This window comes from Candidatus Vagococcus giribetii (assembly GCF_017316185.1).
GTDB lineage: Bacteria > Bacillota > Bacilli > Lactobacillales > Vagococcaceae > Vagococcus > Vagococcus giribetii.
The window spans coordinates 1-26,669 of sequence record NZ_JAFLVX010000034.1 but is presented as its reverse complement, the minus strand read 5'-3'; the positions used below and the strand labels follow the sequence as shown (position 1 = coordinate 26,669).

Here is a 26,669-nt window from a genome sequence, read left to right as displayed (position 1 = left end):
TAGTTTGTCTTCAATCTGAACTTCCCAAAGATTATTCTTTGGGAAGTTTTTTTGTTCTTAATAAGAAAAGATAATTTGCGCTTGTTTAAAGCTAATATGATGAGTATCTGTTTTGTCATTAATACTAAATAGCATTAGCTCATTAAAGACATCGACTTCTGTAATATGGATCGTGTCTCCAATTGTAAGTCCAATCGAACCCATGTAATTTAAGATATCAGTGTTGTCCATTACACGACGAATTTCAGGAGAATCTCCTTTTTTAAAGGTGGCAATTGGTTTAATGGCTTTTTCAATAAAGACTTCCTCAGTTGGGATAATACCACCATGAGGACACGTCTCTGGTTCGCCTAAATAGTTGTATAATCTAGAGAAAAAGACAGGGTCTTTGACATGTTCTAATTCTTCTGACAGGTTATGTAAGTCATGAAGTGAATAATCTAATTTATCAAATAGAAAAGTTTCGATGATTCGATGGTTTCTGATAATACCAACTGTTTTTTTCAATCCTTCATCAGTTAATTTGACACCTGTGTAAGGTTTGTATTCAATTAAGCCATCTTTTTGCAACTTTTCTACCATTTCAGTTACTGAGGCAGGAGAAACACTTAAATGATTTGCTAACGATTTATTTGAGACAAACTCATCGATTCCATTATTTTCGTATATGGCCTTTAAGTAGTCTTCTTTATTACTAGATGATTTTTTCATTTTTTTCCTCCTACAAATAATCAAGAAAAAATTTCCTCTTAACTTATATATTCTACCACATTTTTTGGGAATTATAAAAAAATATGGCGACTCTCATTTTGAAGGTATGTTATACTTAGAAAAGCATAATTGAAAGTGAGGCAATGAGGATGGCAACTTTTTATTGGTACCCTAAATGTTCAACTTGTAAAAAAGCGAAAATTTGGCTAGATGAGAACAACATTGACTATGACATGATTGATATGATTGAAGAGCCACCAGCAAAAGAGTTATTAATGAAATGGATGGCTAATAATGATTATCCGATTCGCCGTTTCTTTAATACAAGTGGAATTCGCTACAGAGAACAAGGATTAAAAAATATCGTTAATGATTTTTCTGAAGAAGAAGCTAGTGAGCGTCTTTGTGTTGATGGTATGTTAATTAAGCGACCTATTATGGTTGTTGGAGATAAAGTATTATTAGGCTTTAAAGAAAAAGAATACGAAGAACTATTTTTATAGGAGGCATTCGATGTCTGAAGAAAGTTTATGGATTAAAGAAGAAAATGGGGAAATCACAGTTGGTTTGACAGCTGTTGCTCAAGATGATTTAGGAAGTATTAGTTTTGCAATGTTACCTAAAGTAGGTAGTCAAATTACTGAGGGAGATAGCGTTGTTGAGCTTGAAGCAGAAAAAGCAGTAGTTGAATATGAAACACCTGTTTCTGGAACTGTGACTGAAATTAATGAAGCAGGACAAAAAGAAACAAGTTTATTAGATCAACCAAATGCGTGGTTATTTAAAGTTAAATCATAAAGATGCCTTAGGGTGTCTTTTTTTCTTATCATACAAAAGAAAGATGGTTAAAAATTAAATAAAAATTTCACATTTTAATAAAAATGGGTTCAACTTATGTTAGTTTTATGTTAAAATTCTCTTGTAGATGTTTGTGAAAAAATTATACAGGATAAAAGAATAGGAGATAAACTCATGGCTTTAGCAAAAATCGTATATGCAAGTATGACAGGTAATACTGAAGAAATATCAGAGATTATCGAAGAAAAATTAGAAGATGAAGGTTTTGAAGTAGAACGTGAAGAATGCTCAGATGTGGATTCAGACTTTTTTGAAGATGCTGATGTTTGTATTGTAGCAACTTACACATATGGGGACGGAGAACTTCCTTTTGAGTTTGAAGATTTCTTTTCTGATTTAAAAGATGAGAACCTTGAAGATAAACTATTTGGTGTTGTTGGATCAGGTGATACAGAGTATGGGGAGTATTATTGTCAGTCTGCAAGAGATTTTGTTGAGCAGTTTAAACAAACCGGAGCTAAAGAAGGAGCAGCTCTAGTATGTATCGAAAACAATGCAGAAGATGAGGACATTGATTTGTTGCAGACCTTTGTTGAAGAACTAAAGATAAGTTTAGATTAATCAGGATTAACCTATAACCTAAAACGTTCAACCTAGCGAGCAATCAATCCAAACGATTGCTCGTTTTTTATGTGAGCGAAATAAGACGAAAAAAGAAGAGGATAACTCATGAATACAAACAAAGTGACAATGGATGGTAATACGGCAGCAGCTTATATTTCTTATGGCTTTAGTGAAGTGACTGCGGTATTTCCAATTACTCCAAGTTCAACAATGGCAGAAGTTGTTGAAGAGTGGTCAAGTAAATCACGAAAAAATTTATTTGGTGAACCTTTAAAAGTCATTAACATGCAATCAGAAGCAGGTGCAGCAGGAGCGGTGCATGGTTCTTTAAAATCAGGTGCTTTAACGACAACCTACACAGCTTCTCAAGGTCTTTTATTGATGATTCCTAATATGTATAAAATAGCAGGTGAGTTGCTACCTACTGTTTTTCATGTTGCGTCAAGAGCTGTCACAACAAATGCTCTAAGTATCTTTGGTGATCATGGTGATGTAATGGCTGCCAGACAAACAGGCTTTTGTATGTTAGCTGAAAGTTCAGTCCAAGAAGTAATGGATTTATCAGCAGTGGCACATTTAGCTAGTTTGAAAGCAAGCTTACCTTTTTTAAACTTTTTTGATGGCTTTCGAACAAGTCATGAGTTACAAAAAATTGATTTAATTCCTTATGAAACGTTAAAAAAACTAGTTCCAACTAAAGAGTTAGAAGCCTTTAGAAAACGTAGCATGAATCCAAACAGACCGACTGTTTCAGGAACTGCTCAAAATCCAGATATTCACTTCCAACAAAGAGAAACTATTAATACTTATTATGATAGAGTCCCTGAAATCGTCCAGCATTATATGGAAGAAATCAACGAGATTAGAGGAACTAACTATGATTTGACTAACTACTATGGTGCTCCAGACGCAACTGAAGTCATTATTTCAATGGGATCTGTATCTCCTACCATTAGACAAACAGTTGACTATCTAAATAAAATGGGTCGAAAAGTTGGGCATATTAATATTCATCTATATCGACCATTTCCAGTTGATAACTTATTGGCTAAATTACCTGAGACAGTTGAAAAAATTGCCGTATTAGATCGAACTAAAGAGCCAGGAGCAAATGGCGAACCTTTATTATTAGACGTTCAAAGTGCCCTTTATCGTCATAAAAATCGTCCGATTGTGATTGGCGGACGCTATGGTCTTGGTTCAAAAGATGTGCCACCAAGTCAAATCAAAGCAATTTTTGATCATTTGTTGTTACCAGAAGAATCTTTAAAAGAACGATTCACAGTGGGGATTACAGATGATGTGACTCATTTATCTTTACCTGTGGGTGAAGTTCTTGATTTAACACCAAAAGACACTTATCAAGCTAAGTTTTGGGGATTTGGTTCAGATGGGACAGTAGGAGCTAATAAACAAGCTATTAAAATAATAGGTAATCATACTGACCTTTATGCTCAAGCTTATTTTTCATATGATTCAAAAAAATCAGGTGGGTTAACGAATTCGCATTTACGTTTTGGTCAAGAGCCAATTACGTCAACGTACTTAATTGAAGAAGCTGACTTTATAGGTTGTCACAATGCTTCTTACGTACATCAATACGATTTGTTAAAAGGGTTAAAAAGAGGAGGTACATTCCTTTTAAATACCACTTGGGATGAGAAAAAAGTCTTGAAGCTTTTACCTAAACGTTTGAAAAAAGAAATTGCTGAGAAAGAAATCCAATTTTATGTAATCAATGCCATGAAAATTGCTCAAGAAGCTGGCTTAGGTAGACGAATCAATACAGTTATGTCAACAGCCTTTTTTGAGTTAAATGGGTTATTAAAAAGAGATGAGTTTGTTGCATATCTAAAAGAAGAAGTTATTCAAGCTTATGGTAAAAAATCAAGTGAGATTGTTAAACGAAATCACTTAGCCATTGATGAAACCTTTGAAAATTTAATCAAAATCACTGTTCCTAAAGAGTGGCAATCTATTGAGTTACGAGATAAAGTGGTAGATCAAAGTAAACCTAAATATGTTAGAGATATTTTAGAGCCTATTAGTCGTCAAGAAGGTGATTTACTAACTGTTAATGACCTAGTTGCTAATGATATGACGGACGGAACAGTCCCACTAGGAACAACAGCTTACGAAAAAAGAGGGATTGCTCTAGAAGTACCTGAGTGGCAAATGGACGCCTGTACAATGTGTAATGAATGCGCCTTTGTTTGTCCTCACGCAGCTATTCGTCCGTTCTTAGCAGATGAGAGTGAGCTGGAAGAAGCCCCTGAAGGATTTGTTGTAAGAGAGATGAAGGGTGCAGATGGTTTAATGTATCGTATTCAAGTCTCATTAGAAGATTGTACTGGTTGCGGTTTATGTGTAGATGTTTGTCCAGCAAAAGAAAAAGCCCTAATCATGAAACCTTATGAGGAACAAAAAGAACAAGCAATTAATTGGGCATTTGCTATGACCTTGAAACAAAAAGCAAATCCTATTAAGAAAAAGGAAAGTATCAAAGGCTCACAGTTTGAACAACCACTACTTGAGTTTTCAGGTGCCTGTTCAGGTTGCGGGGAAACACCTTACATCAAATTATTAACCCAGCTTTACGGAGATCGTATGTTAATTGCTAATGCGACAGGTTGTGCTTCTATTTGGGGAGCTTCTTCTCCCTCAACACCTTATACAACGAATGAAGCAGGTCAAGGTCCAGCATGGAGTAATTCCTTATTTGAAGACAACGCAGAGTTTGGATTTGGGATGTATTTAGCTAATCAAACTAAGCGAGAACATGTGACTCATTTAATGGAAGAAGCTTTAGAAAAACAACTAGGCAGTCCTGAACTACAGGCTCTTATGTCTGATTGGTTAGAAAGTAGAGAGCAAGGTGAAGGTTCAAGACAACGATCAACGAAACTAGCGACTTTATTAGAAGTAGAGCAAAATTCAGACTCACTGCTTCAACGAATTTATGCTGAAAAAGATTTATTTGTTAAGCCAAGTCAGTGGATTATTGGCGGGGATGGTTGGGCCTACGACATCGGTTTTGGAGGCATTGATCATGTACTATCAAGTGGAGAAGACGTGAATATTTTTGTTATGGATAATGAAGTCTACTCAAATACAGGAGGTCAAACGTCAAAAGCAACGCCAACAGCTGCAATTGCTAAATTTTCTTCAACTGGAAAAAGAACAGCTAAAAAAGATTTGGGTATGATTGCCATGACTTATGGCAATGTGTATGTGGCGCAAGTGGCACTAAACGCGAATCCAACTCAAACCATAAAAGCTCTAGATGAAGCTGAAAAATTCCCTGGTCCATCTCTTGTGATTGGTTATGTACCTTGTATTAACCACGGTATTAAAGGTGGTATGAGTCAAGCAGTCCAAGTCACAAAAGAGGCAGTAGAATCAGGTTATTGGCCATTGTATCGTTATGACCCACGTCTACTTGAAAAAAATAAAGAACCACTTCGAATCGATTATAAAAAATCTGATTTTGATCGATTACCAGATTTCTTTGAGCAACAAACACGTTTTTCAGCACTTGAGAACGTGATTGAAAGCGAAGAAGCTCATCATTTATTAGAAAAATCAGCAGATGAAGTCATTGAAAAAGCTCAAACCTATAAAGAGTTATCAGGTAAATAAAGAACAAAAAGAAGAGAGAATGTGGTTTACGACTATCACATTCTCTCTTCTCTTATTTTTTCAGTGTATGAATAGGTAATTCTTTTTTGATTAATTGATTTTTACCACTTTTTTTTGCTTCATAAAGGGTTTCATCCACAAGATTAAACAAATCTTGTACCGTTTGATTAGATGGTTGACTCGAATCAGGTTGAAATTCAACTAATCCAACAGATAAAGTCACTTTTTTTTGACATGCGGATTCAGATATTAACTCATTAAGTTGCTCAAACACTCCTTGAAAGAAACTATCTGTATCATATTCACCATGTTTAAAGACAACAGCGAATTCATCCCCACCAATGCGGCAATTTCTCATAATGGATTCAGGCTTTAAATTGTTTTTTAAAATAGTAGAGATCTCAGACAATACCTTATCACCAACTAAATGACCATAGGTATCGTTGATTTGTTTAAAATCATCTACATCTATGATGGCAAGGGCAAAGGTCTTTTCTTCACGAATCGCCTGATTGTAGGCCAAATCAAGGAAAAAGTAAAAATATTCTTTGTTATAAAGGCCTGTTAAACTATCGAATACAGCAGAGGTTCGGTAAACATGAATACCCTCTGAAATGGAAATAGCTCGGTGGATTAGCCAACCAGTAAATAAAAAGAGGGCAGAAAAAATAGAAAAATTGATGCCCATCTTATAAAAGAACAAGAAATCAATATGAGGGAAAAAAGCAATCATTAACACAGTAGCTCGCACAACTAAAGTTAGTAGTAGACAAAGAAAGGTTCCTTTTCTAGGCGATAAGTTTTTTCGGTAAATTAGGATACTAATTCCTAAAATAAAATAAGTAATAATAATATTATGGAAAAATTCAGTGGGTGTCCCTTGATTAATCAGGTAATCAATACATTTAAACAAAGTTAAGGTAACTGTTGTGATTAATCCGATTAAAGGTGATCCGTAGTAGACTGAAAAGTAAACCGGCAAGTACCTTACATCAACAGGTCGGTAGTCGCCAACAGGAATCCCATTTTTTGAGATAATAAATGCCATAACACCAATAAAGACACCAGAAAAAATTTTTGCCACAGTCGACATTTCTAAATGTTTACTAACAAGTAAAAATTCGTCATCTAATTGTTTGTTTTTCAACGAATATTTCAAAGAGAAAAAGTACAAGCCTAGAGTCACAGAGACAATAATGGCTAAGTTAATTATAAAGGCATTAAAAAAGTTAAAAACCATATTATCTCCCTCTATTTGTGATTCAAGACATCTAACATATTCGGGTTAATTTTATTGATATTATTGATAGCTCTTCTTAGAATTCCCCAGTCACTACCAGAAGGGATATCATCAATCACAACTAATTTTTCTTTTGGTAAGTCATCTGTGTTAAAATTTGTGACTAAAATATCATAAGAATCTAAATCTTTTGGCTTATCCTCATCGAGTAGGATAATAGAACCTTGAAATGAATTAATTTCAACTTTTGAACCAAAGTTACTTCGAATCATTTTAACTAAAAATTCTGAGTGGTCTCGTCCCAAATCGCTTAAAACAAAAAGTTTTGCTTTTTCTTTCTTTTCTTTTAATAATTCAGGTAAATCACTCCAAGTAACCATTAACCAATAAAGAATAATATTATGATACACATTTTCCCAAGGGAAGTTCGTATGCTTCTCCATTTGATTCAAAGAATGCTCTACGACCATATTTAAGATAGGATAATCTTTTTTGATAGCTGTTCCATTATAAAAATAGCTATCATAAATTATATGATTCCTAAAAGGATAGACCCGATGATACAGGTAAAGTTGTTTCATAGTTCCTTCAATTTTGTGATAGATATCATCACTTAGAGTCAGGTCAAAAGAATCTCTAATAGTTTTAATAAATTGGTTGATTTCTTTTGTCACTAGTAGTTCTTCTTCAGTAGATTCCCAATTACTTTGATGTAGAAAAATAGCTGAAATTAAATCTTGAAGCATTTTTTCATCAACAGGTAATTTATACTGATAAGCAAGGCTTTCAAACTCAGCTTGATAAAGGGATAGTTTATTAAAAATATCATCTAAATGATTATTTTTAATTGTCGAATTAATGTAAAAACCCTGACTTTGTCTAATTAAACTAACGTTAAGGATATAGTTCATTTGAATTAATTGATTGTCATTTAGTTCAAAGTCAAAAATTTTAGCTAATTCACGAATTAATAAAACTGAATCTTTTTTGTTTACCGGAAAGGGCCATTCTGTAGCGTTATAGGCTTCTCTGAAATAACTCGTATAAAAGTATCTAACAAAATGTTCATTAGTTCCAATGATACGGCAAGGTTTTTTTTCTAACGTCAAGCCGTATTTCTTTAAAGAATCAGCCATGGCGCTAGTGATTCTATATAAAGAAGACTCACTGATAAATAGTTTCTCACCCCATTTTTCAATACTTAAAGAGGTATCAAAAAACATGGCTTCAAGTAATCTAAATGATTCTGATTGTTTCAGGACATATCGATAAACAAACTCTACATGACTACTAGGTTGGGTTCTTAAACGCACCCCATTTTTTTTAGATGTTTCTATTAATAGGTATGGGTACCAATTTTCTTTTAGGTAACTTACATCATTATTGATGGTTCTTAATGAAGCGTTGTTTTCTTGAGCAAGCTCATTTGAGCTAATCCAATCAGACATCTCATTTAAATGCTCTAAGATTTTTAAACGCCTTTGTGTAGGTGTATCTAGAAGTTCTCTCATCTACTTTCCTCCTTCTTAGAAAGTCTGTAAAAAGTCTTTTTAGGGGTATATAATAAAACATAGACTGATGATGTTCAAATATCCTCAATTATTAAGATACAACATTTAATCTAATAAATCTACCGAATAAAACAACAAGTTCTGTTTTATTGTGTATTTATTTTAAATAAAGAGAGTTTAATGAAAAAACAGTGAAAGTTCATAAAAGATTCAAAATAAAAAGCGTGCTTCTTCTTAATATTTTGTTACACTTATCTTATAATAATTTAGGAGGAATAAAGACTATGTTTATGCCATATATGTTTTTTAATAAAACTTATATATTAATCATTATTGGTGTGTTAATTTCAGCTTGGGCTTCAAGTTATATTAACAGCACGTACCGTAAATATGAGAAAGTTAGAAATAAAAATGGGTACAAAGCTTCAGACGTGGCTAGATTGATTTTAAGAGATGCAGATATACAAGATGTGGGGGTTACTCAAATTGCTGGGGATTTAACAGATAATTACAACTCACACACTAAAATGCTAAGTTTATCAGAGCGTGTGTCAGAATCTCATTCAGTATCAGCTATCGGAGTTGCTGCTCATGAGTGTGGTCATGCTATTCAGGATAAAGAAGGCTATGCACCTCTAAAATTAAGAGCAGCATTAGTCCCAGCTGTTAATTTTGGAGCAAAAATTTCAATTCCACTTATTTTAATCGGAGCCATCTTTTTCAGTGGCACACCGATGCTTGTTAACTTAGGAATTTTATGTTTTGGGTTAACATTTTTATTTCAAGTTGTCACGTTACCTGTTGAGTTCAATGCTTCAAGAAGAGCATTAGCTGTCTTAGCAGAAAACCAAGCATTAGATGACGAAGAACTAATTATGGCAAGAAAAGTGCTAACAGCAGCTGCCTTGACTTACGTTGCAGCCGCCGTAGCTTCTTTATTACAATTACTTCGTTTGGTTATTTTATACGGAAATCGTCGTGACTAATCAATCAATAAGTAACACAGAGTTAAATTTTTCATGTCTTTTAAAGAAATACCAAAGCGTTCATAAAATTTATCGAGTCGGTATTGCAAAGTATTTCGGTGAATATAGAGTTCTTTAGACGTTGAGGTAATATTACCTTGCTTCAACCAAAGCGTTTCTATAATACGCTTGATTTCATCATCTAAGACAAGGGTTTCTTTTAGAGATTGCATAATGGTGCTTTCTTGAATTTTATCTTTGGTTAGATAATCAAGGGCGATATCTTGAAATGAAAAAACATGTTGTTGCTCAGCGTAATAGGTAGAAAAAATAAGTTCTTCCTCAGCGAAAAAAGACGTGAAATTATGAGTTGCCTCGTTGAAAGAACCAATATAGGCTGTTGCTTGAATTAAAAAATCACTCTCAAGGGTCAGAAGCATCCCTTCAAGTTCTTCTTTTTGAAGAATTATATGTGTTTTTTCTTCAATCAACACAGCTGTTTGTCTATCAATAAAGAAAAAGTCTTCAACTTGATTAAATAATTCTGATAAATGAGTCAACCAATCTTTGGCATTGGTTGACTCTTTTTTTAGTTTTAATTGAATCACACGAAATGATTTTTCTGAATGAGGTAAAGGTTTATTTTGAAATAAATAGTGATACCATAAATGATGATCTAAGTGATGTGTATCAAGGTTATTTGGAAATAAAGTGGTTAATAACTGCTCCTCAGAAGGATTCAAAGTCTCTTTTTCTAAAATAAACCATTCTTGATTGATTGGTAGAGATAATTGACTAATGTCAGTAGATGGGACATCAGAAAAAAAGCCAGTTGGATAAATCGTAATAAGGTCTTGTTTATTCATGAGATAAATTCCTCTCTAAAGTAAAGGTACTTTTATTTTATCATAACTCAGATTTAAAAGATGAATTATGTTAAGATAGACAAAAGATTAAATATAGGTTGTAAGAGGGATTAGATGACGGAAGAAATAGTAGGGTATACAGAAGAACAAAAAGAATATTTTATGAGAGAAGCGCTTCTTGAAGCGAAAAAAGCAGAAATTATGCGAGAAGTTCCGATTGGAGCAGTAGTTGTTTTAGATGGAGAGATTATAGGTCGAGGGCATAATGTCCGTGAGTATTCTCAAGATGCAACAACTCATGCAGAGTTAATTGCGATTCGTGAAGCTAATCGACGTGTCGGTAGTTGGCGTTTAGAAAAAGCTCACTTGTTCGTAACTTTAGAACCTTGTCCTATGTGCTGTGGAGGAATTTTACTCTCCAGAGTGGAACAGGTTTATTATGGAGCAAACGATCCAAAAGGTGGCACAGCCGGCAGTCTACTTAATTTATTAGAAGACAATCGTTTTAATCACACGTGTGTAGTTGAAACAGGTATTTTGGAAGAAGAATGCGGAAGTATCTTAACGCAATTCTTCAGACAAATACGACAAAATAAAAAAACAAAAAAAGGGTAGCATTTTTTTGTTTTTTAAAGTATAATAATATTTGCCGCAAGGCTAGGACAATGACGAGCACACGAAGCGTGTCAGATCTGGAAGGAAGCAGCACTAAGTGCGCGTCGTCATGTGTCTGAATAATAATGAAGTATTAAGGCTTGGAGCCTTATTTTTTTTTGATTATTTTCACTTAAAAAAGATATTAAAGAGGCTAAAACCTAAGAGTCAATGATTAGGTTTTAGCCTCTTTTTGTTAAGATTGACGAATAGATGCTAGTGCTTCAACAACTAATGCAACAACTTCTTTTCCTGCCTCAGGATTTTCGATAAAATCATACCGATCTCCATCAATTTGAATTTTAGGGCTTTCATCGTAATCTTCATACCACTGATGATAGCGATTATTCAATTCTTTGTAATAGTCGTATAAACTTGGATCAAAGCTAATTTGTTCGAAAGGACGGTTTCTCTTTTTGATTCTTTTTAGCATAGTTTCAAAAGAGACGCTGATATGAACGAGTAAATCAGGATGCTTTTTCTTTGCTGCAAATGGCAGTTCTTCCATCATATTTTGAAGAAGTTCGTCATACACCTCAACTTCTAAAGCCGAGGCTCGACCTAAATCAGCATTTAAATGAAACAATAAAGAATCCTCGTAAATTGAGCGATCTAAGACATTATTTTCATTAGCTAGGGCTTGCTTGATACTTTTAAATCGTTTATTCAAAAAATAAATTTGTAATAAAAAAGAATATTTTTCAGGGTTCTCATAAAACAAAGGTAGTATGTCATTACCCTCAACACTTTCAAAAAACACATCACTAGATAGTTCATCAGCAATCATTTTAGATAGACTGGTTTTACCAGCACCAATAGTTCCAGACAAAACAATCACACTCATAACCTCCACTTCTTTCTATTTAATACTGACACATTATATTTTTATTATAAGGGATAATGTGTCGAGATAGAAATGAAACAAGTTGTTTAACTAGCAAGGCTTTAGTATAATCAACACAACTGTAACAAAGAGAGGAAGAGAGACGTTGAAAACAAAAGAAGAATGGATAAATGAGCTTCATCTTGAACCCCATCCTGAAGGTGGTTATTATTTAAGAACAGAAGAGGCAACCGAAAAAATCAACCGAAATAGTCTAATGAGACCTCTATATACTAGTATTTATTTTCTATTAACAAAGGATAATCCATCTCATTTGCATCAATTAACTGCAGACGAAATTTGGTATTATCACGACGGAGCTCCATTAACAGTTCATTGTTTGTATGAGGATGGTCGCTACGAGGCAATAAAGTTAGGAAAAGACATAGCTAATGGAGAAAGACTTCATTTCTGTGTACCAGCAGGGACGATTTTTGGATCCACTGTAGCACAAGAATACTCTTTAGTAAGTTGTGCCGTTGTTCCAGGTTTTGACTTTGCAGATTTTAAGCTGTTTACTCAAGAGGAATTATTAGTTAAATACCCACAACATGAAGGACTAATTAAGCACTTAGCATTTGAAACCATTGATTAAACTGGCCAAAGATGTTATTTAAAAGTAATAGCTAAAAAAGAATTGATAGTCGTTAGGAATTTCACGACGACTATCAATTCTTTTTTTAGTTATTTTGTTTAATTTCTTCAAATGATTTAAGACCAGTGTATACCTCATCTTTAAAGATATTTTTCTTCTGAGTTTTGATGCGGTAAATGTGATAGATGAATACTGCCACGTTAATCGCTAATGCTAAGAAACTCAATGTAAACAATGCCGTACTACTATGAGAGCTTTGAACAGCGAATTTAGATTCACCAACAAAAGCTGGGAAAGTCATAGTAAACATCATCCAAAAGGCAAGAGTTTGAGCTCTATGTTGTAACCATGCTCCTTTTTTAATTAAGAAAGCAGGAATCGTACATGACATTAACAAACCAAGACCTGCATAGAATGAATGGTCAGAAACACAGTTGTAAACATAAGCAAAGTTCCAAACATCATACGCAATAATCCAGAACCACATTTGATCAGCCCAGACCATATCTTTTTGTTTGTCTTTACTAATTTGAATGCCTACCCAACCTGAAATAGTAAGGATATTTAGAATACCTGCTACACCGTTCATAATATTCCAAACGCCACCATTCATATACACACCATCTACCATGCCATGTAGAGAATAGACTTGGAAATCACGAATAACAGCTTCTAAAATATTAAGAGCTAAAATAAAAGCCGGAAAAGCCATCATCCATTTTTTATCTTGAGCCCCCTTAACAAATCGCAATGCTAAGAATCCCAAACAACCTGCTAGAGCTGAGTAAACTTTAACCCAGTGGAACCATGTTCCTGTACTACTACCCGCACCTGCAGTTGTTGGCCAAACGAAGATGGTTAAAACAATTGGTAAAACGGTGAATAAAATAAGTGCAACCCATTTGTTAGCTCGAGCTAGTTCGTTCATTAACATTAAACCACCTACCACTACAAACCACATGATAATTGAATACCACGGCATGCTTTCAAAGAAAAACATAATAAAATCCTCCTAAAATTGATATGATTGTTACTTACTTATCATATAAATTTTAGAGAAAAATCCTATAAACAAAACTAAAAAAATGCCCAAAAATTGGGCAAAATAAGAACTTTGTCCAATTTTTAGTGATTCTTGATGATTAATTCAATGGTTCCTTTTGTGACACCTTCAATGCGATTGATTAAGTCGTCTTTTGGTTCTTCAAGTCTAGTTGTCAGCCAATGAGTGACTTGAGCGACAATACCACGACCATAAAAATCAGCAATTTCACTTTTGAGTGGCTGCTGTAATTGTTTATCACTATAAGATTGATCCATGATAGAAATAAGCATATGGTAGGTAATGTTATAGAGAAATATTTCAAGACGATCACGATTAATAGAATGGAAGGTATTTAAGCAAAACTTCCGATTCTCTTCTGTGTAGTTTAAAACGCTTAATAATCCTTCCTTCCAAGTATTTAAATCTTCATAAGATTCTAATCCCTTAACAATTTCATTATCAAAGGTCCATTCGAGTAATTCATTAATATCAGAAAAATGATAATAAAAGGTGTTTCTAGAAACACCAGCTTCCATAGTAATGTCATTAATTGTTATTTTTTCAAAGGCAATAGAGGTCATTAAAGTTTTTAATGCTTGCGAGAGAGCTTTTTTTGTTAAATTCATGTTTTAGTCTCCTATTATTAGTCATCCTCTATTATAATATAACTGAGCTAGAAACAAAGTGAAAAAAATAAAAGGAGAGGAAGAAAAATGGTTACCATTAAAGATATAGCCAATTACACAGGTGTAAGCCCGACGACTGTTTCAAATGTGATCCATGAAAGAGACAACAAGGTCTCTCCTGAAACTAGAGATAAAGTCAAAAAAGCCTTAAAGGAGTTAAACTATACTGCCAATATGGGAGGAAGATTATTAGCTAAACATGGCTCAAAAATTATCGGAATGATTATTCAAGATAATGCAGCCGAGAAAGAAAATGTTTATGACAATCCTTATTACGGAGAGTTGATACAATCTGTTGAGTCTTGTGTTAAACAATCAGGTTACTTTATGATGTTTCACCGTGTAGCAGATTTTGAAGAAGGTGCCAAATTAGCAGAAATGTGGCATTTAGAGAGCCTGATTGTTTCAGGTGCTTCTAGTCAAGAAGTCACGAAATGGCAAAATCGTGTATCTATCCCGATTGTTTTTGTGGATACTTACGCATCCTTTGATAGTTTGGAACCAAAACTCAATGTAGGGATTAAAGACCGCGAAGGCGCCTATGAATTAACCCGCTATTTATTAGAAAAAGGTCATAAAAAAATTATCTTTCTAGCAAAAGGAGAGAAGAGTGATCAGTGGGTAGGAGCTGATTATGAGCGTGCTGAAGGTGTCAAACAAGCTATGCTAGAACAAGGATTAACCCCTTTATTACAAGGGATGCCAACAACTTATAAGCACTATCACACATTTGTTCAGACTGAATTAGAAGAGAAAATAACTGATTACACTGCTATTTTTTGTGCTTCTGATTTATTAGGAGTTCAAATAATTTCAGAATTATATAAGAAAGGAATCCGTGTGCCAACTGACGTATCAGTTGTTAGTTTTGATGGGACCTTACTGTCAAGATATGCGACACCTCAATTGACTAGTATGTCTCAAGATGTTTCCCTCAAAGCCCAAAAAATCGTAGAGTTAGCGATTCAGGGAATTGAATCAAACAATACTTTAGCTAAAAAAGTTGTTTTAGAGACTGAATTAGTAGAAGGGGATTCGGTTCAGGAAATTGATTAACTTCTATTGACGATATACTAATAAAATGTTATATTCTAGGCGAGTGTTACGACACACTAAAATGTGACATTTTTATTTTTTAATTATAGGTGTTACGTAACACCTAATCGATAAATGGAGGGATAGGTATGTCAGTAAAACAAAATAAATGGTGGCAATCAGCAGTTCTTTATCAAATTTATCCAAGAAGTTTTCAAGATACAACAGGAAATGGCGTAGGCGACTTGAGAGGTATTATTAATCGTCTTGATTATTTAGAAAAGCTAGGGATTACTGGTATTTGGTTAAGCCCTGTTTATAAGTCACCAAATGATGACAATGGTTATGATATTAGTGATTATGAAGATATTATGGAAGAATTTGGAACCATGGATGATATGGATGAATTACTTGAAGAAGCTAAAAAGCGAGATATTCGTATTATTATGGATTTAGTAGTCAATCACACATCAGATGAACACGCTTGGTTTATTGAAGCTAAAAAAGGAAAAGATAATCCTTACCGTGACTTTTATGTCTGGCGTGATCCAGTTGAGGGGGATGTTCCTAACAAGTTACAATCAACCTTTAGTGGTAGCGCGTGGGAGTTTGACGAGGCAAGTGGTCAATACTACCTTCATTTATTTAGCAAAAAACAACCGGACTTAAATTGGGAAAACCCAACAGTTCGCCAGAAAGTTAATGATATGATGAATTTTTGGCTGGATAAAGGAGTTGGTGGCTTCCGTATGGACGTAATTGATTTGATTGGTAAACTACCAGATGAAGAAATTACGGGGAACGGACCAAAACTTCATGAGTACTTGAAAGAAATGAATCAAGCAACTTTTGGAAATTACGATGTGATGACAGTTGGAGAGACTTGGGGAGCAACCCCTGAAATTGCTAAACTCTATTCAAATCCTGATAGAGATGAATTATCTATGGTCTTTCAATTTGAACACATTGGTTTAGATGAACAGGCTGGTAAACAAAAATGGGATTTAAAACCTTTAGAAATGAAAGAACTAAAAACAGTCCTTTCTAAATGGCAAACATCTTTAGGCGATGAAGGTTGGAATAGTCTTTTTTGGAATAATCATGATTTACCACGTGTGGTCTCTCGTTGGGGAAATGATAAAGAGTACCGAGTAGAAAGTGCTAAAGCCTTCGCTATTTTACTTCACTTAATGAAAGGGACTCCTTATATTTATCAAGGTGAAGAGATTGGTATGACAAACTACCCAGTGGCTTCTATTGAAGAAGTAGAAGATATTGAAAGTGTTAATATGTATCACGAGCGAATCGCTAATGGTTATTCTAAAGAAGAGATTATCAAGTCAATCAATACAAAAGGGCGAGATAACGCTAGAACACCAATGCAATGGGATACAACAGAAAATGCTGGTTTCACAACAGGAACGCCTTGGCTACATGTCAATCCAAATTATCAAAATATTAATGTAGAAGCAGCTCTTCAGGATCAACAATCTATTTTTTACACGTACCAAACTTTGATTAGATTAAGAAAAGAAAACCCATTAGTAGTTTGGGGAGAGTATGAGTTACTAGAAACAACAGATTATGTCTTTTCTTATATTAGAAGTTTTGAGAAAGAACAGTGGTTAGTCGTTGTTAACTTATCTGACGAGGCACAACCATTTACAAGTGATAAGACTATCAAAGAAATAATGATTGAAAACATGGAAACACCAAAAGATATAAAGCAAATAACCTTAAATCCATGGCAAGCATTTGTGGCTAAAATTTAATCAATCTGACTAGTTTTTTTAGATTCAATCTAGAAAAACTAGTCTTTTTTTGTGAAAAAAATAAAATTAAAATAGATTTGATTGAAAATAAGAATCATTTAGCGTTGATATGTAAAGGTTTTCTTATCCTATTAAAAAAACTAATAGGATGGATAATTTTTGTTAAGTTGAGAAAACTGGATTTCAGTCATATGATGAACATGTAAATAAATTAGTTTTGAGGAGAGAGTAAAGATGGAAAGAACACAAGAATTGAAAGATTTTTACCCGTTAGACTTATTTGCCTATTCAAATGGCTTAACAGAAGGTGAACTAACAGTATTAAAAAACTTGCGTGAAGTTTTAGAGACTAAAGTAAAACCAGTTGTTAACGAACATTGGGTAAAAGGAGAATTTCCTTTCGAAGCATTTGGAGAAGTTGCTAAAGTTGGTATCATGAACAGCCCATTATTATTTGAAGGCCGTGAAGGAGCAACAAAGCCAAGTGAATTATACAACGCATTCCTTTATTTAGAATTAGCTAAATTAGATGCTTCTATTGCGACTTTCTATACAGTTCATGGTGGTTTATGTTACAACACTATTCTTATTGGTGGTAGCGAAGAACAAATCGCTAAATACGCACCAAAAATCGCTTCATTCGAATGGCAAGGTTGTTTTGGTTTAACTGAACCAGATCACGGTTCTGATATTGCTGGTGGTTTATCAACTACTGCTGAGAAAAAAGGCGACAAATGGATTCTTAATGGTGAAAAACGTTGGATCGGTGGCGCTGATTCTGCTGATGTTTTACCAATCTTTGCTCGTGACACTGCTGATGGAAAAATTAAATGTTTCATCGTTAAAGGTGGATCTGAAGGTCTTCATGTAGATGTTATTCAAGAAAAAATGTCATTACGTGCTATCCATAACGGACACATTACATTAACTAACGTTGAAGTTGCTGAGGAAGATCGTTTAGCAAATGTTAACGGATTTAAAGATGTTGCAAGAATTTTACGTTCAACAAGAGCTGATATTGCTCATTTAGCAATGGGTATGACTTATGGTTCATTAGAAGCAGCTGTTGCTTACGTGAAACAACGTGACCAATTCGGTAAAAAATTATCTTCATTCCAATTAGTACAAGAAAAATTAGCTCGTATGGAAGCAAACGTTGTTGCAACACTTTCATACTCAGTCCAATTAGCTAATCTTCAAGAAGGCGGAAGCTTCCAAGAAGAAAACTCTGCTTTAGCTAAAATGCATAACGCAATGAAAATGCGTGAAACAGTTGCATTAGGCCGTGAAGTTTGTGGGGGTAACGGTATTACTTTAGGTACTGATGTAGGTCGTTTCTTTGCTGATGGTGAAGCGATTTATTCTTATGAAGGAACTCATGAAATCAACGCATTAATCGTTGGTCGCTACTTAACTGGTGTAGGTGCCTTTGTATAAAATGATCGATTGAATAAGAGCTTACTTCCATAGAGAAGTAGGCTCTTGTTTTTATTTTTTTGGTCATTTAAAACCTTCCTATGATATGATAGTGAAGGATAAATAAACAGGAAGTGAGTGAAAATATGGATATTCAGCAGTTGTACTATTTTATGAATATTGTCGAATGTGGTTGTAATCTGTCTCTTGCTGCTAAAAAAATACATATTACCCAATCAGCGTTAAGTCAGCTTATTATAAATTTTGAAACTAATGAGGAATTAACGTTGTTTTACCGAAAAAATGGACGTTTGGACTCATTGACGTCAAGTGGTGAAAAACTATATGCGTACGCCCAAGAGATTACTAAACTTCATGAACAAATGAATGAAATGGTTAGAAAAGAAGCCGCTAAACAAAAAGGAACGATTCGTATAGGTTTACCATCTCTAATTTTACGTATCTTTTTCTCGTCTTTCTTCCCTAAATTTATGATGGATAACCCAAATATTCAAATTGAAATTGTTGAAGGAGGAAGTAATTACTTACGTAAAATGCTTTTCCAAAATGATTTAGATATGGCTATTTTGATTGAACCGACAAGTTTAGATACTAAAAGTTTTGAAGAGCATGTCATTCAAATCGATGAAATGACAGCCTTTGTTTACCATGATCACCCATTAAGCAAAAAGCGTATTTTAGATTGGCATGACATTGAGCCATATCCATTAGCGACGTTTAATGAAAGCTACACAACAAATGAATTAGTAAAAAATAAGCTAAAAGAAGTGGATACGACAGCTAAGATTAAGTTTCAATCTTCTTCTTGGGATTACTTAGTTGAAGCAACTCAGGAATCAAAAATTGTCACCATTCTACCTTCGCCTATTGAAAGAACTATGGATAAGACCTTATTTGTTGAAATACCCTTTAAAGACCCAATTCCATTTAACGTGTTACTGTGTCGCCCAATTAAATCAAAATATAGTGACATTGAAAGTCTTGTTTATGAATCAATATTGAGTTATTTTTATCAACCAATCATTTAAGACAACGTCAGGTTGTCTTTTTTTATATCCTCAATTTATGAAAAGAAACCGTTTCATTTGTTGTATTAACAAAGTTTAGGTATCTATTAGTTGAGCTAATAGATGAAATAACTATTACTTGTTAGATTTTTTTTACGTCAGAGCGTAAAATAATAGTGTAAAGAAAAGCGCTTTATATTAAATAGGAGGTTTTGTAAGTGAAAGAAGTAGTAATCGTATCTGCCAAAAGAAGTGCCATTGGTAGCTTTGGTGGAAGTTTAAAAGGTGTATCAGCTGTTGAATTAGGAACTAAAGTGGTGAGTGAATCACTAAAAGCTATTAACTTAGATCCAGCATTAGTGGACGAAGTTATTTTAGGAAATGTTTTATCAGCAGGTCTAGGACAAAACGTTTCTCGCCAAATTGCAATCAACGCTGGTATTCCTAAAGAGTCTTCAGCATTTACAATTAACAAAGTCTGTGGGTCAGGATTAAAATCTGTGATCTTAGCAGCTCAATCAATCATGCTTGGTGACAATGATATCGTTGTTGCTGGTGGATCAGAAAGCATGAGTCAATCAGCATTTGTTTTACCAGACTACCGCTTTGGTGGCAAAATGGGTAACGGTGTGATTGTTGATACAATGATGAAAGACGGCTTAAGTGACGCTTTTGATGATATCGCTATGGGTATTACAGCAGAAAACATTGCTGAATTATATAACTTCACTCGTGAAGAACAAGATGCTTTCTCAGCTAAAAGTCAAAACAAAGCTGAAGAAGCAGTTAAAGCGGGTAAATTCAAAGATGAAATTATTCCAATTGAAATCCCACAAAGAAGAGGCGAATCAGTAATCTTTGATACAGATGAATTCCCTCGTTTTGGAACAACACCAGATTCATTAGCTAAATTACGTCCAGCCTTCAAAAAAGGTGGAACAGTTACTGCAGGTAATGCTTCAGGAATCAATGATGGTGCAGCTGTTTTAGTTTTAATGTCACGTGAAAAAGCTGAAGAATTAGGTATGCCTATTTTAGGAAGCGTATCTGCTTATGCAACAGGCGGCGTGGACCCTAAAATCATGGGTACTGGACCAATCCCTTCAACTAAAAAAGCACTTAAAAAAGCAAACATCGAAGTAAAAGATTTAGATTTAATCGAAGCTAACGAAGCATTTGCTGCTCAAGCAATGAGTGTTATGAAAGACTTAGACTTAAACCCAGAAATCACTAACGTAAACGGTGGAGCAATTGCTTTAGGTCACCCAATTGGAGCTAGTGGTGCACGTGTATTAGTAACGTTAATTAACGAAATGCAAAAACGTGATGCTAAAAACGGTTTAGCAACCCTATGTATTGGTGGCGGTCAAGGTATTTCTGTTATAATTAAACGTGACTAATAGAGAATAGGTGGTATAAATAAATGAATGAGCCAAATGAGTTAATTGATTGGATTTCTAATTATTCTGATACAGAGTTAAGATCGGCGGCAGCATATTATGATCGAATGGAAAGCTTTCCAGAAAATCATGTTAAAACATTGTTTGGATTAGAGTTGTTTAAAAAACTTTACTCTAAAGAAGATCACTTACCGTACAAAGATTATTTAAGTATTATAAGAAAAATTAGTAAAAATTTTCCGGCATTAGGAAGTATTCTATTAACTCAGGAAAGCCATTCGATTTGGCCACTAGTTACATTTGGAACGGAAAAACAAAAAGAAAGCTACTTATCACAACTACTAAGTGGTGAGATTTATGGTTCATTTGCACTAAATGAACCAATAACCGGTAGCGAAATAGAAGACATGGATACCTTAACGATTGAAACAGAAGATGGTTGGGTGATGAACGGTAAAAAAGAGTATATCTCTAATTCACCTATCGCCTCTGTTTTTCTCGTGGCTTCCAAAATCCAAAAATTATCTGGAGAAGAAAGCCTTGGTATATTTATTATTGAAAAAGGAACAGTTGGTTTAAGTGTTGGAGACATTGAGAAGAAGATGGGGATTAAATCATTACCAGTTGCTGGTATTGAATTAAATCAAATCGAGCTACCTAAAGATGCTTTATTAGGTGGAAAAGAAGATGGTGCTACTCAAATTCAATCCATATTAAATCGCAACCGTTTATCAGTTGCTGCGCAATCTTTAGGAATTGCAGGAGGCGCTCTTGAAAGAGGCCTACAATACGTTTCTTATGATCGGAATTTAGGAAAACGCTTAATCGACATGCAATCGACTCAATTTAAATTAGCTGAGATTGAAACTAATATATATGCATCAAGAGCTCTCTTACTTCAAGTAATTGATGAAAATAGATATGACTCAAGATTTGTTGCCATGGCTAAACTAGCCGCCTCAGACCTTGCCATTGAAACAGCTGAAAGCATTATTCAGATGACAGGTGGTTATGGTTATATGAGGAATAACGATATTGAACGTTTCGTTAGAGATGCTAAAATCACTGCGATTTATGGTAGTTCTTCTAATCGATTGAAACGCGTTATAGCAGAACCTTGGGTAAAAAAAGAATAAGAGGGAAAAATAATGACAATTAAAAATATTATGATCGTTGGATCAGGACAAATGGGTGGCGGAATTGTACAAGTTCTTGCGACTGCAGGTTATACCGTTTATATGAACGACATCAAACAAGAATTTGTTGATAACGGCTTAGAAAAAATCAAAAAATTCTTAGCAAAAGATGTAGCTCGTCAAACAAAAACAGAAGAAGAAGTAGCAGAAATTGTTGCTCGTATTATTCCTTCAGTTAGCTATGAAGATGCTAAAGATGTTGACTTAGTGATTGAAGCAGCAACTGAAAATAAAAAAATCAAGTTATCTATTTTTGAACAACTAGATGCGATTGCACCAGAACATACTATTTTAGCGACAAACACTTCTTCTTTATCTATTACAGAAATCGCAACAGCGACTAATCGCCCTGATAAAGTAATCGGTATGCATTTCTTTAATCCAGTTCCATTAATGAAACTAGTTGAAATCAACCATGGTTTAGCAACTTCACAAGAAACAGCTGACAAAATTGTTGAAGTCTCTGAAAGTATCCGTAAAGTATCAATCGATATCAAAGACTCACCAGGATTTGCTGTAAACCGTATTTTGATTCCGATGATTAATGAAGCAATCTTTGTTTTAGACGAAGGTGTGGCAACAGCAGAAGAAATCGATCAATCAATGATGTTAGGTGCCAACCATCCAATGGGACCATTAGCATTAGCAGATTACATTGGTTTAGATACTGTTTTAGCGATTATGAACGTGTTATATGATGGCTTTAAAGATCCTAAATACCGTCCAGCATTACTACTTAAAAAATACGTTGAAGCAGGTTGGTTAGGAAACAAAACAGGTAGAGGGTTTTACATACACAATAAAAAATAATTGAATACCATTGGAGGAATAGAAATGTCTTATGAATTTTTAAGTCTGAACGTCCAAGATGGTATTGGAACAATTACCATTGAAAGACCTAAAATGCTAAACGCATTAAGCTCAGAAGTATTAGTTGAACTTGGTTCACTTGTATCAGAAATTGCTGTAAACAAAGAAATTGATGTAGTTATTGTTACTGGATCTGGCGAAAAAGCATTTGTTGCTGGTGCTGATATTTCAGAAATGAAAGACAAAAACGTTCTTGAAGGAAAAGAATTTTCAATTGAGGGCAATCAAGCATTCGCTAAACTTGCTAAATTACCACAACCAACGATTGCTTGTATTAATGGCTTTGCTTTAGGTGGAGGGTGTGAACTTGCTTTAGCTTGTGACATTCGTTTAGCTTCATTTAATGCTAAATTTGGTCAACCAGAAGTTGGTTTAGGCATTATCCCAGGTTTTGGTGGCACACAACGTTTACCAAGATTAGTTGGGACAGGTGTAGCTAAAGAACTTATCTTTACAGGTAAAGTGATTGGTGTTGAAGAAGCACATCGTATCGGATTAGTTAATCATATCTACGAACAAGCTGAGTTATTAGAAGAAGGAATGAAATTAGCTAAAAGCATTCAAAAAAATGCGTTTCTAGCTGTATCTGGTAGTAAATCAGTGATTGATAATGGATTAGATATGTCTTTAGAAAATGGATTGAACCTTGAAGCTCAAGTATTTGGTTCTTTGTTTGCAACAGCAGATCAAACAGAAGGTATGGAAGCTTTCGTTAATAAACGTAAACCTACATTTACTAAAAACTGATAATTCTGAAAATTCAGAATATTCAAAAATAATAAAGAAGAGAAGAGGCGTTATAAAATGAGTATTCAAACAATGTATCAAGATAAATTAACAACTGCTAATGAAGCTGTAAAAGTGATTCAACCAGGAGACGGTATTATTTTTCCGATTATGCCAGGGGAACCAGAGGCTTTATTAGATGGTATTCGTGTACTAGATACTTTAGAAGATAACCGTTTATATCGTATGTTACCAAGCTTTCCAATAGTTGATGCTCCAAAAGATAAATTAAAACAAATTTCAATCTTTTTATCTGGTATGGATCGTAAAGGAATGAACGCAGGGTTAGTTGATTTATTACCAAACAACTTCTCAGATATTCCAAGTATTTTAAAACAACGTGAAGAAGGTAAATACATTATTATGGCTACTGTTTCGCCAATGGATGAACAAGGGAACTTCTCATTAGGAACAAGTCCATCATATGTCGCATCATTAATTAAAGATGCTAAAGCAATCGTTTTAGAAGTAAACGAAAATATGCCAAGAACATTTGGTAAAAACAATCATATTCATATTGATCAAGTAGCAGCTATCATTGAAAATAATGTTGATTTGCCTGAATTAGGAAACCCAACGTTAAATGATAATGACTTAGCTATCGGAAAAGAAATTGCTGCTAAAGTCAAAGATGGAGATACGTTACAAATTGGTTTTGGCGCAATGCCAAACGCCGTTATGGAATACTTAGTTGACAAAAAAGATTTAGGCTTACATACTGAGATGTTACCAGAACGTTTAGTTGATTTATCAGAAAAAAATGTGATTACTAACAATAAAAAAGAAATTGATACAGGGAAATCAGTTGCGACATTTGCGATTGGTAGTAAACGTCTTTATGAGTTTATGAATAACAACAAAGATATTTTGATGGAGCCATGTGATTATACAAATAATTTTGAAGTGGTTAACAAACTGGATAATCTTGTTGCTATTAACTCAACTGTTGAAGTAGACTTTTTAGGTCAATGTAACTCTGAATCAGTTAAAGGAATGTATTACTCTTCAACTGGTGGTCAAGCAGACTTCATGAAAGGTGTTCGTTTGACTAAATCAGGTACAGGTATTATCTGTCTGTATTCAACTGCTAAAAAAGGCACTGTTTCTACTATTGTACCAAGTTTATTTTTAGGCGCTCCTGTGTCTACATCAAAAAATGATATTGATACGATTGTGACTGAATATGGTTCAGCAGTATTAAAGGGTGCTACTATTTCTGAAAGAACAGAACGTTTAATCAACATTGCTCATCCAGATTTCCGTGATGAGTTACTAAAAGCAGCAAAAGAAAAAAATTACTTGTAATTAGTTTTTAGGAGGAGTTCAAATGGATACGTTTCAGTTTAAAGAGATGACATTAACTTGGCTTGAAGGTGGTACAACATTCTTAGATGGTGGAGCTATGTTTGGAGTTGTTCCAAAGCCTGTTTGGCAAAGAAAATATCCTTTCAACGAAAAAAATCAAATTGAACTACCAACTGACCCAATTTTGATCCAATACCAAGGCATGAATCTATTGATTGATGCCGGTATTGGTAATAATAAATTCTCTGACAAACAAAAGAAAATTTTTGGTGTTGAAAGAGATTCTGAAATTGTGGAAAGTTTGGCAGAACTTGGTTTAACTGTTGAAGATATTGATATGGTACTAATGACACATATGCATTTTGATCATGCGACAGGTCTTACTGTACCTACAGAAGATGGCGGGTTTACGTCAGTCTTTAAAAACGCAACGATTTACGTTCAAGAAGTCGAGTGGAATGAAATGAGACATCCTAATATAAGATCTAAAAGTACGTATTGGGCTTATAATTGGGAGCCAATTGCAACTCAAGTAAAAACATATAAAGATCAAGTTGAAGTTATCCCAGGCATTCGAATGGTGCATACTGGTGGACATTCTGAAGGACACTCTGTTATTATATTAGAGCAAGAGGGGGATGTCATGATTCATATGGCAGATTTAATGCCAACTCACGCTCATCAAAACCCCTTATGGGTGCTTGCTTATGATGATTATCCAATGACGTCAATCTTTAAAAAAGAGGAGTTATTGAAGAAGGGGTATGAACAGAATTATAGCTTTTTCTTCTATCACGATGCTTATTATCGAGTGATTCAGTGGGATAACGAAGGAAAAGAAAAAGTTAAGGTCTTAGAAAGAGGCAGAGCGCCTTATCTTAGCTTAAATTAATTGGAGGATTTACATGCTTAAAAAAGGTTTAGCCGAAGTATTAGGAACATTTTTCCTTGTATTTATCGGGACAGGTACAGCAGTTTTAGTTGGAGACACAGTGGGTGTTTTAGGAATTGGTTTAGCATTTGGTTTAGCGATTATGGTAGCAGCAAACACTGTAGGTAGCGTATCAGGAGCTCATTTAAACCCAGCTGTCAGCTTAGCTATGTTTATTAACAAAAGAATGACATTAAACGAGATGTTAACATATGTTGTAGCTCAATTAGTAGGAGCTATTTTAGGTTCAGCTTTACTTAAAATGTTATTATCAATGACAGGATTAGGTACTGATAATTTAGCACAAACAACTTATTCAGAAATTAGTACAGCAGGTGCATTTATTGTAGAAGCATTATTAACATTTATTCTAGTGTTTGTTGTGTTATCAGTAACAAGTAAAAAAGGTGAAACTAGCTATAATGGTTTAGCTATTGGTTTAACTTTAACAATGTTACACTTTATTGGTGTTCCTTTAACAGGAATGTCAGTTAACCCTGTTCGTAGTATTTCTCCAGCAATTTTTGTTGGCGGAGACGCTATGAGTCAATTATGGTTATATATTTTAGCACCACTTGTTGGTGGTATTATTGCAGCATTTGTTGCTAAATACTTATTAGATTCAGAAGCAAATTAATTTTAAAAGACATCTAGAGACCCATCTAGATGCCTTTTTTTGGTGTGCCTTGCATTGGCTATAACTAGGTGGTGAA

General features: G+C 34.3%; 25 protein-coding genes and 1 other RNA gene. 19 read left to right on the top strand and 7 right to left on the bottom strand.

What is annotated here, in order from left to right:
- Positions 1-57: 57 nt before the first annotated feature.
- On the bottom strand, positions 58-711 hold the full coding sequence (locus tag DOK76_RS11715) for a metal-dependent transcriptional regulator (protein ID WP_206967996.1): 654 nt from the start codon (positions 709-711) through the stop codon (positions 58-60).
- A 149-nt stretch (positions 712-860) separates the two neighbouring features.
- Between DOK76_RS11715 and DOK76_RS11710 the strand changes: the two genes are divergently transcribed.
- From DOK76_RS11710 to nifJ, 4 genes are all read left to right on the top strand, one after another.
- The gene (locus DOK76_RS11710; protein ID WP_206967994.1) at positions 861-1,214 is read left to right on the top strand and encodes an arsenate reductase family protein; all 354 of its coding nucleotides are present in this window, start codon (positions 861-863) and stop codon (positions 1,212-1,214) included.
- Positions 1,215-1,224: 10 nt separating this feature from the next.
- Entirely contained in the window at positions 1,225-1,509 is a 285-nt protein-coding gene (locus DOK76_RS11705; RefSeq protein WP_206967992.1) for a glycine cleavage system protein H, read from the top strand.
- Between the two features lie 174 nt (positions 1,510-1,683).
- Complete coding sequence (locus DOK76_RS11700) at positions 1,684-2,130, top strand: flavodoxin (protein WP_206967990.1); 447 nt, start codon at positions 1,684-1,686, stop codon at positions 2,128-2,130.
- A 108-nt stretch (positions 2,131-2,238) separates the two neighbouring features.
- The gene (gene nifJ, locus DOK76_RS11695) at positions 2,239-5,772 is read left to right on the top strand and encodes a pyruvate:ferredoxin (flavodoxin) oxidoreductase (RefSeq protein ID WP_206967989.1); all 3,534 of its coding nucleotides are present in this window, start codon (positions 2,239-2,241) and stop codon (positions 5,770-5,772) included.
- Positions 5,773-5,824: 52 nt separating this feature from the next.
- Here the strand turns inward: nifJ and DOK76_RS11690 are convergent, their stop codons facing one another.
- Both DOK76_RS11690 and DOK76_RS11685 read right to left on the bottom strand, forming a co-directional pair.
- The gene (locus DOK76_RS11690) at positions 5,825-7,012 is read right to left on the bottom strand and encodes a GGDEF domain-containing protein (protein WP_206967987.1); all 1,188 of its coding nucleotides are present in this window, start codon (positions 7,010-7,012) and stop codon (positions 5,825-5,827) included.
- 11 nt (positions 7,013-7,023) lie between these two features.
- Positions 7,024-8,523: an AcpB/EbpR/MafR family transcriptional regulator gene (locus tag DOK76_RS11685; protein ID WP_206967985.1), complete on the bottom strand. Its 1,500-nt coding sequence runs from the start codon at positions 8,521-8,523 to the stop codon at positions 7,024-7,026.
- 290 nt (positions 8,524-8,813) lie between these two features.
- Here DOK76_RS11685 and DOK76_RS11680 point away from each other — a divergent pair, with 290 nt between their 5' ends.
- Positions 8,814-9,509 carry a zinc metallopeptidase gene (locus tag DOK76_RS11680; protein ID WP_206968000.1) on the top strand — a complete coding sequence of 232 codons (696 nt, stop codon included), beginning with the start codon at positions 8,814-8,816 and terminating at the stop codon, positions 9,507-9,509.
- Here the strand turns inward: DOK76_RS11680 and DOK76_RS11675 are convergent.
- Positions 9,506-10,354, bottom strand: coding sequence for a helix-turn-helix domain-containing protein (locus DOK76_RS11675; protein ID WP_206967983.1), 849 nt, complete (start codon positions 10,352-10,354; stop codon positions 9,506-9,508). The genes DOK76_RS11680 and DOK76_RS11675 overlap by 4 nt on opposite strands.
- 114 nt (positions 10,355-10,468) lie before the next feature.
- Here DOK76_RS11675 and tadA point away from each other — a divergent pair, with 114 nt between their 5' ends.
- Positions 10,469-10,969 carry a tRNA adenosine(34) deaminase TadA gene (tadA, locus tag DOK76_RS11670; RefSeq protein ID WP_206967981.1) on the top strand — a complete coding sequence of 167 codons (501 nt, stop codon included), beginning with the start codon at positions 10,469-10,471 and terminating at the stop codon, positions 10,967-10,969.
- Positions 10,970-11,009: 40 nt separating this feature from the next.
- Positions 11,010-11,094, top strand: an RNA gene (ffs, locus tag DOK76_RS11665) — signal recognition particle sRNA small type.
- A gap of 110 nt (positions 11,095-11,204) precedes the next feature.
- Here the strand turns inward: ffs and DOK76_RS11660 are convergent.
- Positions 11,205-11,852 carry a deoxynucleoside kinase gene (locus DOK76_RS11660; protein WP_206967979.1) on the bottom strand — a complete coding sequence of 216 codons (648 nt, stop codon included), beginning with the start codon at positions 11,850-11,852 and terminating at the stop codon, positions 11,205-11,207.
- A 145-nt stretch (positions 11,853-11,997) separates the two neighbouring features.
- On the opposite strand from DOK76_RS11660, the gene DOK76_RS11655 reads away from it, so the two are divergent.
- A complete protein-coding gene (locus DOK76_RS11655; protein WP_206967977.1) occupies positions 11,998-12,486 on the top strand; it encodes a cupin domain-containing protein in 489 nt (162 codons plus the stop codon).
- Between the two features lie 85 nt (positions 12,487-12,571).
- Here the strand turns inward: DOK76_RS11655 and DOK76_RS11650 are convergent, their stop codons facing one another.
- Positions 12,572-13,486: a DUF5692 family protein gene (locus tag DOK76_RS11650; RefSeq protein WP_206967975.1), complete on the bottom strand. Its 915-nt coding sequence runs from the start codon at positions 13,484-13,486 to the stop codon at positions 12,572-12,574.
- Between the two features lie 125 nt (positions 13,487-13,611).
- A complete protein-coding gene (locus DOK76_RS11645; RefSeq protein ID WP_206967973.1) occupies positions 13,612-14,157 on the bottom strand; it encodes a TetR/AcrR family transcriptional regulator C-terminal domain-containing protein in 546 nt (181 codons plus the stop codon).
- A gap of 87 nt (positions 14,158-14,244) precedes the next feature.
- Between DOK76_RS11645 and DOK76_RS11640 the strand changes: the two genes are divergently transcribed.
- From DOK76_RS11640 to DOK76_RS11590, 11 genes are all read left to right on the top strand, one after another.
- On the top strand, positions 14,245-15,273 hold the full coding sequence (locus DOK76_RS11640) for a LacI family DNA-binding transcriptional regulator (protein WP_206967971.1): 1,029 nt from the start codon (positions 14,245-14,247) through the stop codon (positions 15,271-15,273).
- Positions 15,274-15,401: 128 nt separating this feature from the next.
- A complete protein-coding gene (locus DOK76_RS11635) occupies positions 15,402-17,024 on the top strand; it encodes a glycoside hydrolase family 13 protein (RefSeq protein ID WP_206967969.1) in 1,623 nt (540 codons plus the stop codon).
- Positions 17,025-17,258: 234 nt separating this feature from the next.
- Positions 17,259-18,461: an acyl-CoA dehydrogenase FadE gene (fadE, locus tag DOK76_RS11630; RefSeq protein ID WP_206967966.1), complete on the top strand. Its 1,203-nt coding sequence runs from the start codon at positions 17,259-17,261 to the stop codon at positions 18,459-18,461.
- Positions 18,462-18,586: 125 nt separating this feature from the next.
- Complete coding sequence (locus DOK76_RS11625) at positions 18,587-19,489, top strand: LysR family transcriptional regulator (protein WP_206967964.1); 903 nt, start codon at positions 18,587-18,589, stop codon at positions 19,487-19,489.
- A 197-nt stretch (positions 19,490-19,686) separates the two neighbouring features.
- Positions 19,687-20,868, top strand: a complete 1,182-nt coding sequence (locus DOK76_RS11620; RefSeq protein ID WP_206967963.1) for an acetyl-CoA C-acetyltransferase — start codon at positions 19,687-19,689, stop codon at positions 20,866-20,868.
- A gap of 23 nt (positions 20,869-20,891) precedes the next feature.
- Positions 20,892-22,004 (top strand): acyl-CoA dehydrogenase family protein, encoded by a 1,113-nt coding sequence (locus DOK76_RS11615; protein WP_206967961.1) that lies wholly within the window; start codon positions 20,892-20,894, stop codon positions 22,002-22,004.
- Positions 22,005-22,016: 12 nt separating this feature from the next.
- The gene (locus DOK76_RS11610) at positions 22,017-22,874 is read left to right on the top strand and encodes a 3-hydroxybutyryl-CoA dehydrogenase (RefSeq protein ID WP_206967959.1); all 858 of its coding nucleotides are present in this window, start codon (positions 22,017-22,019) and stop codon (positions 22,872-22,874) included.
- Between the two features lie 24 nt (positions 22,875-22,898).
- Positions 22,899-23,681: an enoyl-CoA hydratase-related protein gene (locus DOK76_RS11605; RefSeq protein ID WP_206967957.1), complete on the top strand. Its 783-nt coding sequence runs from the start codon at positions 22,899-22,901 to the stop codon at positions 23,679-23,681.
- A 57-nt stretch (positions 23,682-23,738) separates the two neighbouring features.
- Positions 23,739-25,025: an acetyl-CoA hydrolase/transferase family protein gene (locus DOK76_RS11600; RefSeq protein ID WP_242542301.1), complete on the top strand. Its 1,287-nt coding sequence runs from the start codon at positions 23,739-23,741 to the stop codon at positions 25,023-25,025.
- A 22-nt stretch (positions 25,026-25,047) separates the two neighbouring features.
- Entirely contained in the window at positions 25,048-25,917 is an 870-nt protein-coding gene (locus tag DOK76_RS11595; RefSeq protein ID WP_206967955.1) for a YtnP family quorum-quenching lactonase, read from the top strand.
- Between the two features lie 13 nt (positions 25,918-25,930).
- The gene (locus DOK76_RS11590) at positions 25,931-26,593 is read left to right on the top strand and encodes an MIP/aquaporin family protein (RefSeq protein ID WP_206967953.1); all 663 of its coding nucleotides are present in this window, start codon (positions 25,931-25,933) and stop codon (positions 26,591-26,593) included.
- Positions 26,594-26,669: the final 76 nt, after the last annotated feature.

Coding starts and splice junctions, on each gene's coding strand:
- DOK76_RS11675 (WP_206967983.1), bottom strand. CDS start 10,354: ATGAATAAACAAGACCTTATTACGATTTATCCAACTGGCTTTTTTTCT.
- tadA (WP_206967981.1), top strand. CDS start 10,469: ATGACGGAAGAAATAGTAGGGTATACAGAAGAACAAAAAGAATATTTT.
- DOK76_RS11625 (WP_206967964.1), top strand. CDS start 18,587: ATGGATATTCAGCAGTTGTACTATTTTATGAATATTGTCGAATGTGGT.
- DOK76_RS11715 (WP_206967996.1), bottom strand. CDS start 711: ATGAAAAAATCATCTAGTAATAAAGAAGACTACTTAAAGGCCATATAC.
- fadE (WP_206967966.1), top strand. CDS start 17,259: ATGGAAAGAACACAAGAATTGAAAGATTTTTACCCGTTAGACTTATTT.
- DOK76_RS11645 (WP_206967973.1), bottom strand. CDS start 14,157: ATGAATTTAACAAAAAAAGCTCTCTCGCAAGCATTAAAAACTTTAATG.
- DOK76_RS11610 (WP_206967959.1), top strand. CDS start 22,017: ATGACAATTAAAAATATTATGATCGTTGGATCAGGACAAATGGGTGGC.
- DOK76_RS11605 (WP_206967957.1), top strand. CDS start 22,899: ATGTCTTATGAATTTTTAAGTCTGAACGTCCAAGATGGTATTGGAACA.
- nifJ (WP_206967989.1), top strand. CDS start 2,239: ATGAATACAAACAAAGTGACAATGGATGGTAATACGGCAGCAGCTTAT.
- DOK76_RS11590 (WP_206967953.1), top strand. CDS start 25,931: ATGCTTAAAAAAGGTTTAGCCGAAGTATTAGGAACATTTTTCCTTGTA.
- DOK76_RS11615 (WP_206967961.1), top strand. CDS start 20,892: ATGAATGAGCCAAATGAGTTAATTGATTGGATTTCTAATTATTCTGAT.
- DOK76_RS11635 (WP_206967969.1), top strand. CDS start 15,402: ATGTCAGTAAAACAAAATAAATGGTGGCAATCAGCAGTTCTTTATCAA.
- DOK76_RS11660 (WP_206967979.1), bottom strand. CDS start 11,852: ATGAGTGTGATTGTTTTGTCTGGAACTATTGGTGCTGGTAAAACCAGT.
- DOK76_RS11640 (WP_206967971.1), top strand. CDS start 14,245: ATGGTTACCATTAAAGATATAGCCAATTACACAGGTGTAAGCCCGACG.
- DOK76_RS11600 (WP_242542301.1), top strand. CDS start 23,739: ATGAGTATTCAAACAATGTATCAAGATAAATTAACAACTGCTAATGAA.
- DOK76_RS11680 (WP_206968000.1), top strand. CDS start 8,814: ATGCCATATATGTTTTTTAATAAAACTTATATATTAATCATTATTGGT.
- DOK76_RS11710 (WP_206967994.1), top strand. CDS start 861: ATGGCAACTTTTTATTGGTACCCTAAATGTTCAACTTGTAAAAAAGCG.
- DOK76_RS11690 (WP_206967987.1), bottom strand. CDS start 7,012: ATGGTTTTTAACTTTTTTAATGCCTTTATAATTAACTTAGCCATTATT.
- DOK76_RS11650 (WP_206967975.1), bottom strand. CDS start 13,486: ATGTTTTTCTTTGAAAGCATGCCGTGGTATTCAATTATCATGTGGTTT.
- DOK76_RS11595 (WP_206967955.1), top strand. CDS start 25,048: ATGGATACGTTTCAGTTTAAAGAGATGACATTAACTTGGCTTGAAGGT.
- DOK76_RS11705 (WP_206967992.1), top strand. CDS start 1,225: ATGTCTGAAGAAAGTTTATGGATTAAAGAAGAAAATGGGGAAATCACA.
- DOK76_RS11685 (WP_206967985.1), bottom strand. CDS start 8,523: ATGAGAGAACTTCTAGATACACCTACACAAAGGCGTTTAAAAATCTTA.
- DOK76_RS11700 (WP_206967990.1), top strand. CDS start 1,684: ATGGCTTTAGCAAAAATCGTATATGCAAGTATGACAGGTAATACTGAA.